Origin of the sequence: Sorangium sp. So ce204 (assembly GCF_051526795.1) — a bacterium.
Lineage (GTDB): Bacteria > Myxococcota_A > Polyangia > Polyangiales > Polyangiaceae > Sorangium > Sorangium cellulosum_B.
This window is the reverse complement of record NZ_CP150317.1, coordinates 1,660,503-1,675,901: the sequence shown is the minus strand read 5'-3', so window position 1 is coordinate 1,675,901 and position 15,399 is coordinate 1,660,503. Positions and strand designations below refer to the sequence as shown.

At 71.5% G+C, this 15,399-nt stretch carries 11 protein-coding genes; 1 reads left to right on the top strand and 10 read right to left on the bottom strand.

Features of this window, described 5'->3' with window-relative positions; genetic code table 11:
- Positions 1 to 34 precede the first annotated feature (34 nt).
- From WMF22_RS06155 to WMF22_RS06145, 3 genes are all read right to left on the bottom strand, one after another.
- On the bottom strand, positions 35 to 1,420 hold the full coding sequence (locus tag WMF22_RS06155) for a hypothetical protein (RefSeq protein WP_438035163.1): 1,386 nt from the start codon (positions 1,418 to 1,420) through the stop codon (positions 35 to 37).
- A gap of 361 nt (positions 1,421 to 1,781) precedes the next feature.
- Positions 1,782 to 3,164, bottom strand: a complete 1,383-nt coding sequence (locus WMF22_RS06150) for a CCA tRNA nucleotidyltransferase (RefSeq protein ID WP_437298169.1) — start codon at positions 3,162 to 3,164, stop codon at positions 1,782 to 1,784.
- Positions 3,165 to 3,216: 52 nt separating this feature from the next.
- Positions 3,217 to 5,103 carry a protein kinase domain-containing protein gene (locus tag WMF22_RS06145; protein WP_437298168.1) on the bottom strand — a complete coding sequence of 629 codons (1,887 nt, stop codon included), beginning with the start codon at positions 5,101 to 5,103 and terminating at the stop codon, positions 3,217 to 3,219.
- A gap of 210 nt (positions 5,104 to 5,313) precedes the next feature.
- On the opposite strand from WMF22_RS06145, the gene WMF22_RS06140 reads away from it, so the two are divergent.
- Positions 5,314 to 6,960, top strand: a complete 1,647-nt coding sequence (locus WMF22_RS06140; RefSeq protein WP_437298167.1) for an ABC transporter permease — start codon at positions 5,314 to 5,316, stop codon at positions 6,958 to 6,960.
- Positions 6,961 to 7,017: 57 nt separating this feature from the next.
- On the opposite strand, the gene WMF22_RS06135 is transcribed toward WMF22_RS06140, so the two are convergent.
- From WMF22_RS06135 to WMF22_RS06105, 7 genes are all read right to left on the bottom strand, one after another.
- On the bottom strand, positions 7,018 to 8,175 hold the full coding sequence (locus tag WMF22_RS06135) for a hypothetical protein (RefSeq protein ID WP_438035162.1): 1,158 nt from the start codon (positions 8,173 to 8,175) through the stop codon (positions 7,018 to 7,020).
- A 49-nt stretch (positions 8,176 to 8,224) separates the two neighbouring features.
- Positions 8,225 to 10,141 carry a 4Fe-4S binding protein gene (locus WMF22_RS06130; protein ID WP_438035161.1) on the bottom strand — a complete coding sequence of 639 codons (1,917 nt, stop codon included), beginning with the start codon at positions 10,139 to 10,141 and terminating at the stop codon, positions 8,225 to 8,227.
- Positions 10,142 to 10,146: 5 nt separating this feature from the next.
- The gene (locus tag WMF22_RS06125; RefSeq protein WP_438035160.1) at positions 10,147 to 11,139 is read right to left on the bottom strand and encodes a DUF362 domain-containing protein; all 993 of its coding nucleotides are present in this window, start codon (positions 11,137 to 11,139) and stop codon (positions 10,147 to 10,149) included.
- 195 nt (positions 11,140 to 11,334) lie between these two features.
- Entirely contained in the window at positions 11,335 to 13,128 is a 1,794-nt protein-coding gene (locus WMF22_RS06120; RefSeq protein WP_437298163.1) for a protein kinase domain-containing protein, read from the bottom strand.
- Between the two features lie 251 nt (positions 13,129 to 13,379).
- The gene (locus tag WMF22_RS06115; protein WP_438035159.1) at positions 13,380 to 13,697 is read right to left on the bottom strand and encodes a type II toxin-antitoxin system RelE/ParE family toxin; all 318 of its coding nucleotides are present in this window, start codon (positions 13,695 to 13,697) and stop codon (positions 13,380 to 13,382) included.
- Positions 13,694 to 13,930 carry a hypothetical protein gene (locus WMF22_RS06110; protein WP_272100633.1) on the bottom strand — a complete coding sequence of 79 codons (237 nt, stop codon included), beginning with the start codon at positions 13,928 to 13,930 and terminating at the stop codon, positions 13,694 to 13,696. Before WMF22_RS06110 ends, WMF22_RS06115 begins: the two co-directional genes overlap by 4 nt.
- Before the next feature lie 149 nt (positions 13,931 to 14,079).
- A complete protein-coding gene (locus tag WMF22_RS06105) occupies positions 14,080 to 14,961 on the bottom strand; it encodes a hypothetical protein (protein WP_438035158.1) in 882 nt (293 codons plus the stop codon).
- Between the last annotated feature and the right edge of the window lie 438 nt (positions 14,962 to 15,399).

Below are 15,399 nucleotides of genomic sequence, written 5' to 3'. Positions count from 1 at the left end.
TCCCGGGGTGTCGCGCCCGGGAGCGCCTCCTCGCTCAGTCCGGGTTGACCGAACAGCCGTAGAGCAGCTCCATGCCCGCGGTGTTGTCCTGCGCCGCCATGGCGCACGTGTCCTCGCACAGCTTGATCTGCCCCTCCTCGATGTAGAAGGACGAGGACGCCCCGGCGCACTCCTCCGGGCTCGTCACCTGGGAGAAGATCTTCTTCTGCCCGCCGTCGCTCGGCGTGAACTCGATCTGCACCGTCTTCAGGTCGATCGAGTGCCCGTCCGGCGCCTTGGGCACCTCGATCTCGCACGACAGCTTGGCGCCCGAGATCACGCTGTCTGCGATGGCCTGGAACACGGCATCGTAGGTGGCGTGCTGCTGGATCGGGTATCTCAGCCCGCCGGTCATGACGCTGAGGACCTGATAGGTCGTCCCGGGATCGACCGAGTCTGGCCGGCACTGCTCCCAGGTGGCTGGCGCCTCCGGCGGCCAGGGGGCGTTGATTGGGTCGTTCTCCTTGATGCCCACGAAGCTGAAGAACTTGTAGTTGCGCGCGTCCTTCGAGCCGAAGAACTGCGGCGCGACCGCCGTGAGGGCCGCGTCGAAGGTCTCTGCCGAGAGGGTGCCGCCGGCGACGTTCCTGTTCGCTGGCTCATCGTCGTCGAGGTCGTAAAGCTTGATGTCAGCCCCCTCGTCGACGAGCGTCTTGCTCGCGCCGAGCGACTTGGTCGTGCAGTCGACGCCGTCATCCGTGATCTCGACGAACACCTTGAGCGATTCCTCGCGCAGCCACTGCGACCATCCGGGCGACGCGGTCTCTCCCCTGGGCTGGATCGCGCCGTTCAGCGTGTCGATCGCCATGCAGAGCGAGTCGAGGCTGCTGATATCCAGGTTGTACTGGTAGAAGTGCGGCGGATTGGTGTTCGGGGCCGATGGGACCGGCGAGCAGCTCCCGCTGCCGAGCGGCGCCTCGATGCAGACCGACTGCTCCACGTCCGAGCTGCCGTGCCTCGAGAGCATGATGACGCGGAAATCGACCTTGCTCGCCGCGATGATCGAGGCGAAGTTCTGGTTGATGTTCCGCTGGACGCTGTTGATCTCGTCCTTCATGCTCTCCGAGTTGTCGATGATGAAGATGATGTCGGCCGGGCGCTGCTGGTAATCGGCCTGCAATCGGGTCGCGACGCACGCCGTATCGCCGTTGAGCCCCGCGTCCCTGTCCCCGGTCCCTGAGCCGACATCGAACTCACCGCCGTCCCCGAGCCCGCTCCCGGACGTCTCGCCGCTGCTCCCGCTGCCGCCGCTGCCGCTTCCAGAGCCGCTGTTGCCGGGGTTCGTATCACCACCCCCGCCGGAGCACCCACCGATGGCTGCCGCCGCCGCAAGCAAACCCAGACCAACCAGCCCAACAAGCGTCTTCGTCGAGAGCTTCAAATTGACCTCCAGATTGGGGAACGCGACAATGCGCAACGACCGACGTTACCAGACTCACGTCCCAGTGGACGCGATCGGCATGAAATAATCTAGACCGACATGAGGTAGACAACCGACCACCGTTGTCGGTCCAGGTACCTTGTCCACGACCGTTCGACTCGCCCTCTGGGACAGGCTCACCAAAGGAGCGAGGACATGGCCGAGGGCGGGTGAACCGGAGCGCCGCGCGACGAGGCGGCCCCGGGGCAGCCCTGCGAGACCACCCTCGGGTACACGCAGCGAGCGCGGCGCACAGCCATCCTGACGCCTCCCCTCGGCCGCTCGGCGACGTGAACCGCAGCTCTGCGGCGGGGGGGGAGCGCTAGACTGCGCTCTTCGAGGCGACGAGTTCGCGCGCCGCCGCGATCAGGCGCTCGGGCGTGTTCGCCTCGGGCTCTTCGGTGACGAGCTCGACGAGGCGCTCCAGGAGCTCGCCGACGAGCCGGCTCGGCGGAATGCCGAGCTCCTTCATCAATCGATTGCCGTTCACGGCGAGATCCTTGGCGGAGAGCGCCGCGCCCGCGGCGAGCAGCGCGTCCACGCGCTCCCGGAGCCGCCCGATCGTGGCGATGTCCTCGCTCGCGTCGCGCCCCTTGCCGAGCGCGTCGGCGAAGCCGATCTCGTAGAGATCCGGCGCCAGCCCCGGGGTCACCCGGCGCAGCCAGCGGCGCACCGCCGCGTCCGTCCAGGTGTCGTCGTAGCAGATCAGGTGGTGTCGGATGAGCGCCACGATCCGCGCGCGCTCGTCGTTCGAGAAGCGGAGCCGCGTGAGGATCGGCTCGGCCATCTCGGCCCCGACCCGCTCGTGCTCGTAGAACGTGTAGTCCTTCGTCTTGTCGGAGAACTCGCGCGTCCTCGGCTTCCCGATGTCGTGCATCAGCGCCGCCACGCGGAGGATCGGCTCGGGCTTGCACGCGTCGAGGCAGGCCATCGCGTGCCCCCACACATCGTAGGCGTGCCATCGGTTCTGCTCGCACCCGACCGACTCGATCATCTCCGGGCAGGTGATCGCCAAGAGCTCCGTCCGGCGCATGATCTCGAACGCCACGCTCGGGCGGCGCGCGCGCATCGCCTTCAGCCACTCGTCGCGCACCCGCTCCGCGCTCACGCAGCGGAACGTCTGGTGCGACCGCGCGGTGCCCATCGCGCGCTCGGTCTCCGGGTCCAGCGTGCCCTCCAGCGTCGCGGCGAAGCGCGCCGCGCGCAGCACCCGCAGCCCGTCCTCGGCGAACCGCTCGGCCGGATCCCCGACCGCCCGGATGATCTTCGCCTCGAGATCGCTCCTCCCGCCGAACGGATCGATGAGGTGCCCGTCCACCGGATCGATCGCGATGGCGTTCATGGTGAAGTCCCGCCGCGCGAGATCGGCGGTGATGTCGTCCACGAACTCGACCCGGTCCGGCCGCCTGCCGTCGCTGTAGGTCCCGTCGCCGCGCAGGGTCGTGACCTCGTACGGCACGCCGCGCACGAGGACGGTCACCGTCCCGTGCTGGATCCCGGTCGGGATCACCTTCCGGAACGCGGCCACGACCTCCTCCGGCCGCGCGTCGGTCGCGACGTCCCAGTCCTTGGCGTCCTGCCCGCGGAGCAGGTCGCGCACGCAGCCGCCCACGATCCAGCCGCGCTTGCCGCGCTCGCGGAGGCGGCGACAGATGCCGAGCACGTCCTCGGGGACGGCCTCGATGAGGTGATCGATCCGGGTCACGCCTGCGGCTTATCACGGGGCACGGCGAGCAGGGCCCCCGCCGAGCGCACGCTCACTTCTTCGGGTGAGCCCAGGGGTCCCGGACATCCGGGTTCTTGGGGGTCCGGGTCGTCGGCGCCGCCGGCGGCCGTCCCGCCCCGGGCCTCACCTTCGGACCGCTCTTCTCGTCGGCCTCGAGCTTCACGAGCTTGCTCGGCTCGGTGCCGTCGAGCACCACCGTGCTGGGCTGGTACCCCTCGGCCCGGATGTCGATCGTGACCGTCTGCCCCTGCTCCACGTCGATGCTCGCCGGCAGCTTCAGCTCCACGCCGTTGCGGTAGCCGACCGCCGTCTCCGGCACCGCGGCCAGCGCCACCACCGTCTTCTGGACCGGCGGCGGCTCGGGGGGCGCCGGCCTCGCGGGCGCCTCGACAGGCGGCTTCTGCGCCTTCTGGGCGTTGTCCCTGGCCGACCCGCTCGCGCCGATGACGAAGATCGCCGTCACGATCCCCACCGCGGCCGCCGCCCCGGCGACCCACACGTAGCGGGGCCAGGGCGAGCGCGGGGGCGACGGCGGCGTCGCGGGGACGATCACCTTCGAGGTCTTGAAGTAATCGTGCGGCACGTTGAAGCCGCCCGACCGCGCCATCATCTCCGCCACCGCGCCCGGCACGCCCCCGCACTTCACCTGCTCGAGGTCGGCGTGGAGATCGCCCATGGTCTGGTAGCGCGACTCCGGCTTCTTGGAGAGGCACTTCAGGATCACCGCCTCGAGCCCGGGCGGGCAGTCGGGGCCGCCGACGAGCGCGCGGATGGGGACCGGCGCCTTGTACATGTGCTGCGTCAGGATCCCCATGAAGTTGTCGGCGTTGAACGGGAGCTGGCGGCTCACGAGCTCGTAGAGCATCACGCCGAGCGAGTAGATGTCGGTCCGGTGATCGATGGGCGCCCCCGCGGCCTGCTCCGGGGACATGTAGTGCGGCGTCCCGAACACCGCGCCGGCGCGCGTCAGCTTGGTCGTCGTGCTCGTCGACACCTTCGCGATCCCGAAGTCGAGGATCTTCACGAAGTTCGGATCGCTGCCGCGGGCGACGACGAAGACGTTGTCCGGCTTGAGATCGCGGTGGATGATGCCGGCGTCGTGCGCGGCGGCGAGCCCCGCGGACAGCTGCAGCGCGATGTGACAGATGCGCTCCATCGGCAGCTCGTTCGGCGAGTCGATGAGCTGCGCCAGGCTCACGCCTTCCAGGTACTCCATGACGAAGTACGTGGAGCCGTCCGGCAGGTCGCCGAAATCGGAGATGTCCACGATGTGCGGGTTGCCGATGCTCGACGCGGAGCGGGCCTCCTGCACGAAGCGCTCGAAGATCTCGCGGTCCCTGGCGAGCTCCGCGCGGAGCACCTTCACCGCGACGCGCTTGTCGATGACCTTGTGGCGGGCGAGGTAGACGAACCCCATCCCGCCCTCGCCGAGCAGCCGCTCGATCTTGTACCGGTGATCGAAGGTCGTCCCGATGTAAGGGTCCTTGGCGCCCGGCGGCCGCCGCTCGCGCGGCTCGACCTCGTCCGGCGGCGGGATCTCCAGGGAAGGCTCCCCCTCGCTGATCGGCGCCGGGCTCGTTCGCCCGCTGATCTCGTCGGCGTCGGGCTCGCTCGGCCGCCCGAACCGCGGGGCCATCTGGCGCAGCGGCGGCGGCGCCCGGAAGCTCGGCGGCACCTCGCTCGCGGGCCCCTCGACCCACCCTGCCCTGGAGGGCCTCGACGAAGGGCGGACCTCGACCTCCACCGGCACGTCGTCGTCTGCGCCGCTCGGCTCCATGGAGGACGGCGCGACACCGGACGAGCGAGGCCCGCCCGCCGCGCTCTTGGGGCGCGACGGGGGCGGCTCCTCGAGCGCGCCTTCCTCGGCGTTGAAGACCCTGCTGCGCGCGGTGTGGTGCTCGTTTTTGGTGGCGCTCATGAAAGGCTCGCGGGCAGAAGTGCACGCCACATGCCGGCAGCTGCGACAGGATTGGATTCTAGCAGGCGTTCGGTCCGGGAAGCGAGATCATGCGGACCCCGCGCGCGAAAGGCCGCGGCGAGCGCGCGTCGACGGCGGCGCGTCGGCCCGCCGCCGACGATGGCGGCCCAGCGTGCCGCGCGCGCCGCGTTCTGCTAGGAGGGCACCGCGATGAGCTACCCTATCGAGGTCGCGCTGCGATATCTCGGCTCCAAGAAGCGGGCGTTCATCTCGGTCGGCACCACGTTCGCGATCCTCGGGGTCGCGCTCGGGGTCGCGGCGCTCGCGACCGTGATGAGCGTGACCGGGGGCTTTCAGGCGGAGTTCCGCGAGAAGGTCCTGGGCGTCAACGCGCACGTCCTGGTGATCAAGTACTCGACGGACTTCCGTGAGTACCGCTCGATCATGGAGCAGGTCTCCAAGGTCCCCGGCGTCGTCGGCGTCGCGCCGTTCAGCATCAACCCCATGATGCTGACGCACGGCGACGCGACGGCGACCGGCGTCCTGGTCAAGGGGGTCGACCCGGCCAGGAGCCTCGGCGTGGGGGCCGAGGGCGCCTCCACGGCCGTGCTCGACCTGCCCCGTCACATCCTCCCGGGCGGCGATCTCGCCGGGCTGCGGCGCCCTGGCTCGAAGCCCGCCGAGCGCGCCGTGCCGTCGTTGCCCGAGGTCCCCCTCCTCACGCCGGACGCCGGCGCGCCGTCATCCTCGGCCGCGCTCGCGCCGGACGCGGGCGCCGAGATCGATCTGCTGAAGGCCTACGAGGCGCGGATCCTCGAGGACGAGCGCGCCGCGGCCGCGCGCGACGCCGCGCTCGCGCCCCCGGCGGCGCGCGCGGCCGAGGCGGAAGGCGCGCCGGGCGCCGGGGCCGACGAGGCGGAGGTCGCGATCGATGAGGGCGCCCCGCGGGGCGCGATCGAGCCGCAGGGCGGCTATGGCAGCGTCCTCCCCGACGACGACGAGCTGCCGCCCGAGGTCGATCCGGACCCCTGCGCCGACAAGGAGCAGATCGCCAGGATGCCGGGCATCGTGATCGGCGCCGCGCTGGCGAAGAACCTGTCGCTCGACCTCGGCCAGTGCGTCACCGTCACCTCGCCCACGATCGGCTTCTCGTTCGCGAACGGCGCCATCAAGCCGCCGGTCGCCAAGCGATTCCGGGTCATCGCGATCTTCGAGGCCGGCTTCGAGCAGTACGACACCAAGCTGGCGTACGCCGATCTCTACGAGACACAGGCGTTCTACGACCAGGGCGACACGGTGACCGGCGTCGAGATGAAGGTCGACGACATCGACAGCGCGAGCGGCATCGCGCGCGAGATCAGCAAGCTCCTCGGCAGCGGGCTCTATTACACGATGGACTGGGAGGAGCTGAACCACGGGCTCTTCACGGCGCTGCGCATCCAGCAGATCGGCATGAGCGCGGTGCTGGCGCTCATCATCGTTGTCGCCGCGTTCACGGTGATCGCGACGCTGATCATGGTGGTGCTCGACAAGAAGAAGGAGATCGCGGTCCTCAAGGCGATGGGCGCGACGGACGGCGCCGTCCTGCGCATCTTCCTCTACCAGGGCGGGATCATCGGCGTCGCGGGCACCACGCTGGGCCTCTTGCTCGGCGTGGCGGTGTGCAAGGGGCTCCTGGTCTACGGCTTCCCGCTCGACCCGAAGGTCTATTTCATCTCCCGCCTCCCCGTCCAGGCGCGCCCGCAGGAGTTCATCATCACGGGCTGCATCGCCATCCTCATCTGCCTCGCCGCCACGATCGTCCCCAGCCTCTACGCCGCGCGCCTCCGCCCCGCCGAGGGCTTCCGCGCGCAGTGAGCCGCTGCCTACCCGCGCGGCTGCAGGCCCGAGGTGGGGGCCTGCTCGCCGCGCCGCCTACCGCCGAGAGGCGGCGTAGAGCTTCTGCTGCCCGTCCCTGTCGGACGCCAGGTAGAGCGTGCACTCGTCCGGGGACAGCGACGGCGTCATGAGGGCGACGCTCGGGGTCAGGTTGGGCAGCAGCATCCTCGCCGGCTGATCGTCCACGGGCAGCCCGTCGTCCCCGAGCGCCACGTAGAAGCTCCGCAGCACCGACGCCGCCGCGCACTCGCCGCGCGCGCTGTAGCGCGCCTGGAAGAAGAGCAGGCGGCCGTCGGGCGTCACCCACGGGGCGAGGTCGTCTCCCTGCGCCGGGCAGTCGCCTGGCAGGCGGATGTCCAGCACCTGCACCTCCGCGTCCTCCGCGCGCCTCGTGACGAGCCGGCTCGCGGTCCCGCCGGCGTCCTGCTGCCTGGTCATGAACCAGTACCGGTAGGAGGGCCGCTGCCCGTGGGCGACCGCCACCGAGCGGCTCCCCCCGTCCGGGCTGAGCGCGGGGAGCGCGTCCGCCTGGGTCGCCTCGATCCCATCCGCGACGAGCAGCTGCGGGAGGCTGCCCGGCGCGGTGGGGAGGCGATCGAAGAGCAGCGAGCCCGCGGGGAAGCCGCCCCGCGGCGAGGGCGCGTCCAGGGGCAGGAGGAGCGGGCCCGACTCCTGGCCTTCGGCGTCGACGAGGAAGCTCGCGACGACCTCGCCGGCCGTCCAGGGCCGCCCGGTGGCCGTGGCGATCTTCGTGTCGTCCGATCCGAACTTCGCCGTGTAGACGAGCCGGAGCGTCGCCTCACCCTCTCCGGACTCCGCGCGCACGCGCGGGAACGCGGGCATCGCCCCCATCACCTCGATCTCCGAGAGCGCGCCGAACGACAGCGCGCCGCCGCGGGCCGCGCACGAGACGCACGTCTCGCTGGCCGTGCAGAACTCCCCCTCCCTGCACGCGCCGCACCCGCCCTCGCCGCCCCCGCCCGACGCGGCGGACGACGAGGCCGAGCCCCCGCCTTCCCCGCCTCCCCCGCTGCCCCCGCCCCCGTCGCCGCCGGCGCCGCCCTCGCCGCCGCTCGACGACGTGGACGTGGCGCTCGCGCCGGCCGCCGTGAACCGCTCGCCGCAGCCGGCGAGCGCCGCGAGCGCCAGCTGCGCGGCGAGCGAGAAGGTTCCGTAGAAGCGAAGCGTGCGCACCCGAGCTGCCTCCTGTCGTGGTCCCGCCGCGCGGAGCCGGCGTGCGCGGTCAAGACGCCTTGTTGTAGTCCGTGTCCTCGAGAAGGATGACGTTCGTCTTCGAGCGGGTCTCGCCGACGCTTGTCACGTAGACCGCGGGCTTGTCCTGCACCGGACACACCTTCTCGCACGCGCCGCAGCCGATGCACAGCGACGGATCGACGTGCGGGCGCTGCACGTGGACCATCTTCATCGGCGGCTCCTTGCCGTGCTCGGCCGCCACCGGCTCGCGCTTCGGGATGTCGACCTCCTCGACCCAGATCGCCTTGGGCGACGTCGGGCAGAACTCCTCGCAGACGATGCACGGCACGCTCATCGACCACGGCAGGCAGCGCCCCTGATCGTAGAACGCGGTGCCGATCGAGATCGGCTTCTGGCCGACGCCCATCTTCTGCTCCTCGGTGATCTTCTGGATCGCTCCGGTCGGGCAGACGTCGCCGCAGAGGACGCAGGAGTGCTCGCAGTACCCGATGCGCGGGATGACGATCGGCGTCCAGAGCCCCTCGATGCCCGCCTCGAAGAACGCGGGGTGGATCGCGTTGTTGGGGCAGACCTTCATGCACTCGGCGCACCGGATGCAGCGCTCCAGGAACTCGCGCTCCTCGACCGAGCCCGGCGGCCGGATCACGCGGTGGTCGTAGTTCGCGTCGAGCACGTCGGCGATGCGCGCCGTCGGGATGATCACCGCGCCGGCGGCGGCGGTCGCGAGGGCGGTGCGGCGGCCCGTGTCGGGCGTCACGAGGGCGCTCTTCCGGTTCGGCAGGAAGCGGAACTTGATGACGTCCTCGGGGCAGGCGCTCTCGCAGTTGAGGCACATGTGGCACTCGTCCTGCCGCCACTTCACCCCGCCCTGGGGCGAGTCGGCGCCCTGGCAGTGCACGAGGCACAGGTTGCAGTCGGTGCACTTCGCGTGATCCTTCTGCATCCCGAAGAGCGCGAAGCGCGCGAACACGCCGAGGAACGCGCCGAGCGGGCAGAGCACGCGGCACCAGAACCGCGGGATGAAGCGGTTCATGAAGAGGATCGCGACGAACAGGATCCCGACGAACCACGTGTGGTGGAAGTAGAACTGCTTCGTCTGCCACACGCTCGCGGCCAGGAAATCCTGCGCGTGATCCGCGGCGAGCTGCACCGGCCGGCTCCCGGTCGTGGCCGCGGAGCCGGTCACCACGGCGGCGACGTACTGCGCTGCCGGGATGACGGCGAGGCCGATGGCCCTGACCGCCACGCAGATCGGATCGAACAGCCCGCCGATCACGCTGCCGGTCGCGCTCGCCGCGAGGAAGGCGTACATCAGGTAGTACTTCACCCGCTGCCGCGTGTACGTCTTGTTCGCCTCGACGCGCTTGCCGCCCTTGCCGTAGCGCGACGGGAAGATCCACCCGAAGAAATGGTGGAGGGTGCCGAAGGGGCAGATCCAGCCGCAGAACACGCGCCCGAAGACGAGCGTCAGCGCGAGGATCCCGAGCGACCAGAGCAGGCCGCGGTAGACGGTGTGCGTCGAGAGCAGGGTCATCGCGCCGACGAACGGGTCGGCGAGGAGGAAGCCCTCGACGGGGAGCGGCAGGCGCACGCGCGCCTCGGCGGAGGCGAACGAGCCGCGGAAGCCCGTCTGGAACAGGAAGTAGAGGAACAGCCCGAGGCAGCCGGCCTGCACGGCGCGGCGCGCCCAGACGAGCACCTGGATCACCTTGCGCGCCGGCAGCCCCGAGCCGGGCCGGCGCTTCGGGGCGGGCCGGACGATGGCGCCGGCCTTGCCCAACGCGCGCAACAGCGCGGCCCAGCGGGCCTCCTTCGCGGGCTCGGCGGGCGGCGTAGCGCTCGGCACGGCGGGCGGCGCCGCGCTCGCCTTCGCGGGCCCCACGGCCGCTCCTGCCGCCGGTTCACGGTGCGCCGGCGCGGCCGGCGTCGGATCGAGGTTTGCCATGAGTACTACACCTCGGCGAGCCGCAGGTTCTGCCAGTGCATCGTGCCCAGGCCACGGTCGTGGCCCATCTTCAGGTACGGGATCTCCTCCGGCTTGCGGCCGATGAGCTGGCAGCCGTACGCGTCGGCGGCGACCTGGTCGATCGTCGCGATCACGGTGTGCATGTCCTTCGCGTCGGCGACGTTCCCGCCCTGCGGCCCGTTGCGCATGAGGACGCGGACGGCGTCCACGATCGTGAGCGTCGGCTGGATGAACGTCGCGAGATCGGCGATCGACACGTCGATGTTCTGGTGGAGGCGGTTGCGCCGGCCCCCGAGCGCCCCGTACCAGTTCTTCATCGCGCCGGTGTACCTGGACAGGTTGTGGTGCTTCGCGATGGGGACGTTGATGACCTTGTCCGCGTTGACGAGCGGCGTGTAGACCGGCCAGTCGTCGAGCACCTCGCCCTTCAGGCGCATGCCGCGGAAGCGGTGCGCCGCGGGGATGACGACCTCCCCGCCGACGTCGTAGGCGGCCTTCCAGATGCCGGAGCGCTGGAAGCAGCGGTTCGGCTCGTTGCACGAGGCGTCCGTCACGATGACGCTCTTCGCGCCGGCGTCGTAGGCGAGGCGCACCACCTCGGCCACGACCTTGGGGTTCGTGTTGGCCGCGTGGATCGGCGTGCGATCCCAGCCGATGTTCGGCTTCACGACCACGACGTCGCCGCGCGAGATGAAGCGGCGCATCCCGCCGAGCGCGTCGACCGCCTTCCGGACCAGGGCGGCCGGGTCCGGGGCGCCCCCGGCGAGCGCCTCGGCGCCGGCGCGGGCGACGACGAGCTCCGGCACCCCTGCGGGCGCGTCCCGGAGCCGGTAGTCCCGCGTCTGCTGGCGCTCGGCGGCGGCGGCGGCGCTGCCGCCCCGGTCCCACCGGGCCGCCGCGAGCCCGCCCGCGCCCCCGAGGACGAGGCCCGCCGCGCCCAGCCGACGCAGCACTTCACGTCGAGAAATGTCACCCATGGCCCTCGCCTTCCCTGGACCTACGGATAGCCTCCCCGGGCGGTCGCCACAAGCAGAGGTGGCCTGGCGGCAGCGACGTGCGCCGCCTCCCGGCGCTTCCAGCGACGGCGTTCGAGGACGTGCGCCGCCTTCCGGCGCTTCCAGCGACGGCGATCAAGGACGTGCGCCGCCTCCCGGCGCTTCCAGCGACGGCGATCAAGGAGGAGCCGCGGCGGACGTCGCCGGGGCCGCCGGGGTCGCTGGCGTCGCCGGAGCGCCTGCGGCGGGGGAAGCGCCCGTGCTCGCCGGCTGCGGCGCCTGCGGCGCTTGCGGCGGCGCGCCGCTCGCGGCGGGCGGCGCGTGTGCAGGCGGCGAGGGCGGCGGGGCGGCGGGCTCGTCCGGCTCGTACGGGTCGGCCTTCAGGCGATCGCGCTCCGCGAAACAGCTGGCGCGCTCCGCGTCGCACGCGGCCCGCGCCTGCGCCGCGCTGGCGAGCTCCGCCGAGCGCTGGTCGGCGAGCGCCCTGGCCTCGTCGCGCTCGGCGGTGACGGCGGCGCGCGCCTTCTCGACCTCGGCGAGCCGCTCGCGCTCGTCCATGGCCGCCTTCTGCGCGGCCGCGGCGCTGTCCTCGCAGGTCTTGAGGCGCGCCGCCTGGGTCGCGTGCAGCGCCTGGATCTCGCGGGCGTGCTCGGCCTCCGACGTGGAGCCGCTCTTCTGGAGGGTGGCCAGCGTCGCGTTGAAGTCCGCGCGATCCTGCTCGCGGGCGCCGCGGCACGCGAGCGCCTCGGACTGGGCGATCTGGTGGCTGGCGACGCAGGTGTCGAGCTTGTCGAACGACTCGGCGCCCCGCTGGCGGGCCTGCTCGAGCTCGTTCGCGAGCCGCAGGGTCTCGCGCTTCGAGAAGCCGAGCAGCACGACCGCGCAGCCCACGAGGGTCAGCGCGCCGGCCGCGATCCGCGCGCGCAGGTAGGACGTCTTCTGCTTGATCCGCAGCCGCTCCGCCTCGCGCTCCGCCTCGCGCTCCGGCTCGAGCAGCACGTCGAGCTCCTCGGCGAGCTGGGTCATCGACGGGCGCTCGTTCGGATCGATCGCGAGCCATCGCCTGAGCGCGGCCTGGAACATCTCGCGCGGGCGCCCTGTGAGGTCTGGCAGCGCGTTGTCGGCGAGCGGCTTGTCGGCGCGGACGTCGTGCGACTCGGCGAGCTCGGTGCGGCTCTGCGCGGACTCGCCCGGGAAGTCCCTGGGGTTCACGAGCGAGTAGAGCAGGGTCGTGGCGAGCCCGTACGTGTCCATCTTCTCGGAGAGCGGCACGGCGCCGGGGAACCCGTTCAGCGCCCGGAGCTGCTCGGGCGAGGCGTAGAGCGCGGTGCCGGCGCAGAACGAGGCCTCTCGCTCCGCGGCCACGCCCAGGTCGAGCAGGATGGGGTGGACGCGGCCGGCGAACCTGGCGAGGAAGATGTTGTCGGGCTTGACGTCCTGGTGCCGGAGCCCGGCGGCGTGGAGCGCCTCGAGCCCGCGCGCGACGGCGAGGAAGATGTCGTGCGCCTCGCGCAGGGCGAGGGGGCTGCGCTCGAGGCGCTGGGCGAGGGTCTCGCCCTCGTAGACCGGCATGGTGAGCCACACGTAGTCGGCGTTCATGCCGTGGTCCTTCAGCTGGACGACGTGCGGGTGCCCGACGGTCGCGAGCATGACGAGCTCTCGCTCGACGTTCCGCATCGCGTACAGCGAGCGGGGCATGAGCTTGAGGGCGACCTGGTGCTCGGGGACGTCGATCCGCTGGGCGACGTACACCTTGCCGAACATGCCCTGCCCAAGGAGGCGCCCGAGGCGGTAGAGCCCGCCGACGACCTGGCCGACCTCGGGGAGGATCGAGGGGCCGCGTGTGCTGCTCTTCGCGGGGTCGTCGGTCCCGCCGCGCGACGTGGTGCGCACCAGGCTGGACGGATCCGCCACCGTGACGGCGAACGCGTGGACGATCGTGGTGCGGAGGTTGGGGTCGACGGGCGGCACAGCGATTGCCAGAGTAGCGGAAGCAGCGAGCGCTGAGAAAGAAGCCGGCGGAGACGGAAGACGACCGGGGCGGGGCGTTTATTCGAGGGGGGCGGGCGGAGGCGCCAGGGGGCTAACGTTCTCGCGCTCGGAGCGTCGCGTCGACGCGGAGGTGCGCCACCGTGGCTAGACGGGCGCTACGGCGCCGGAGCGCCGGGAGAAAACGGACGTCGAGGATCGCGCCGACGTGCGTGGGGTGCACCCGATGCGGCTCACTCCAGCGAGAGCTGCGGTGGCCGCCCGCGCAGGGCGCTCCAGACGGCCAGCACAAGGACCTCTCCGCCCTCGCGGTCAACGACGTAGTAGACCAGATAGCGCGACGTCGGGAGCGGAGCGCGGCGAACGCCTTTGATCCGCCGGTGCGCGTGCGGCGCTCCGGCCTCGGGCGCCGCTCTGAGCAGGCTGAGCAGGGCCGCGAGCTCCTCGCGGAACAGGGAAGGAGCGGCAGGTCGGTTCTCGATCCACCATGCGGCCGCTTCCCTCGCCTGGCGGACGGCTTCCTTGGTGAGCCGGATACGGGCTCGCTTCATCCGCGCGCCGGCTCGAGGCGCGCGATCTCCGCCAGAAACTCGTCCGCGTCGATCGTGCCTTCGCGCGCGCTCGCCAGCGACACCTCGAGCGCCTCGTCGAGACGAGCCCGCTCTTCTCCGTCCAGATCGTCGTTGTCGGCCACCACGAGCTCGATCACGGTCCCCTCGGCAAAGCTCGTCGGCTCGTCGAGGATCAGCCGGCCGCCGTGCACTTTGGCTCGCAGCGCGCTCATGGCCGCAGCGTACCATCGGGGGCCCGCCCAGGGAAGCTCAGCAGAAACGCTGAGCCTCCCTGTGGGGCAGCGTCGCTCGAGCGTGTGGCACGGGCTGCGATCGCGCTCTGGCTCGCTCGCCGCGGCGACGCGAGCCCCTCGCCTGCCGCTCAGCCCTCCAGCGGCATCCCCGGCGCCGCTGGCGAAGGTGCCGCCGGCGCTGGCGTCGCCGGCGAGGGGGCCGCCGTCGCCTTGGCCCGCCGGGCCGCCGCGCGCTTGCGGCGCTCGTACGCGCTCGTCACCTCGCGCACGATCTCGGGCTGGCCACGGAACACGAACCGCGCCGCGTTCCGGACGAGGCCCATGCGCTCGACGAGCAGCGTCGCCAGCTTGTTGCGGAGCAGCAGCGCGTCCTGCGCCTGCCTGGAGATCGCCTCCGCCTGCGCCGGCCGGCTCCGCAGCTCGGCGGCCACGGCGCGCGCCTCGTCGAGGTGGGCCGCGTCGAAGCCGCCGAGCCCGTCGAGCGCGTCGCGGTGCTTCTCCCCGAGCAGCGCGTAGTCGTCCAGCGCGCTCGCCAGGGCGTCGGCCGTGTCGGGATCCTCCGCGTGCGCCGCGTCGATGCGGGCCAGCATCTCGTCCTTCGCGTCGTCCACGCCGTCGTCGAAGTAGAAGCGCAGCGTCGTCGAGATCTCCCCCAGCAGGAACTTCCCGCGCTCGCGGGGGCTCTCGTTCTTCTCGACGGTCAGGAGATACCGCGTCTGCGCCTCCTGCGTGGCGCGCTGCAGGGAGAGGATCTCTTCCGCCGTCCTCGGCCCGAGGCGCGCGGCGTCCCCCTTCTTGCCGTCCTTCGGGACCGCCGACTCGAGCCCCAGGCGGGTCACCCGCTTCTGGGCATCGACCTGTGTCTTCCAGTACTTGTCACAGAACCTCGCCACGTCGACCGCCTCCCCGAAGAGCACGTGCAAGGGCACCGTGATCGCCGGGAGACTGCCGGCGCTCATCTGCTGGACGACGTCCGACCACCGCTCCATATCGCTCGTCTTCTTCGCCATCTCGACCTCCCCTGGGTTGCGGCGCCGGACACCCCGTCCGGAGCGGCAATCCCGGGCATTCATTCCGGAGAGCCCTGGCTCGGACTCCCCTCCACAAGGACCTGAGCCCGAGACTCCTGCTCTCTCGCACCACGACCCGCCGAGAGCGGGTCATGAAGCGCGCGAGATGCGGGAGCTTCGCGGCAGGGCGACAGGGATCCACGTCCCGTGCCTGGACGACACGGCGCCAGGGACACGCGAGGACGCTCCGGGGTGTCCCTGGCGCTTCACGACGTGTCCCTGGCGCTTCACGACGTGTCCCTGGCGACGTTCTCTGTGTCCCTGGCGCCGATCTCCGTGTCCCTGGCGAGAACACCGCCGATCGGGATCGACGCTGCCGCTTGTCCCTGTCGGCCTGTTCCCTGTCCCTGCCCCTCACTTCCATGTCCCTGGCGCCGC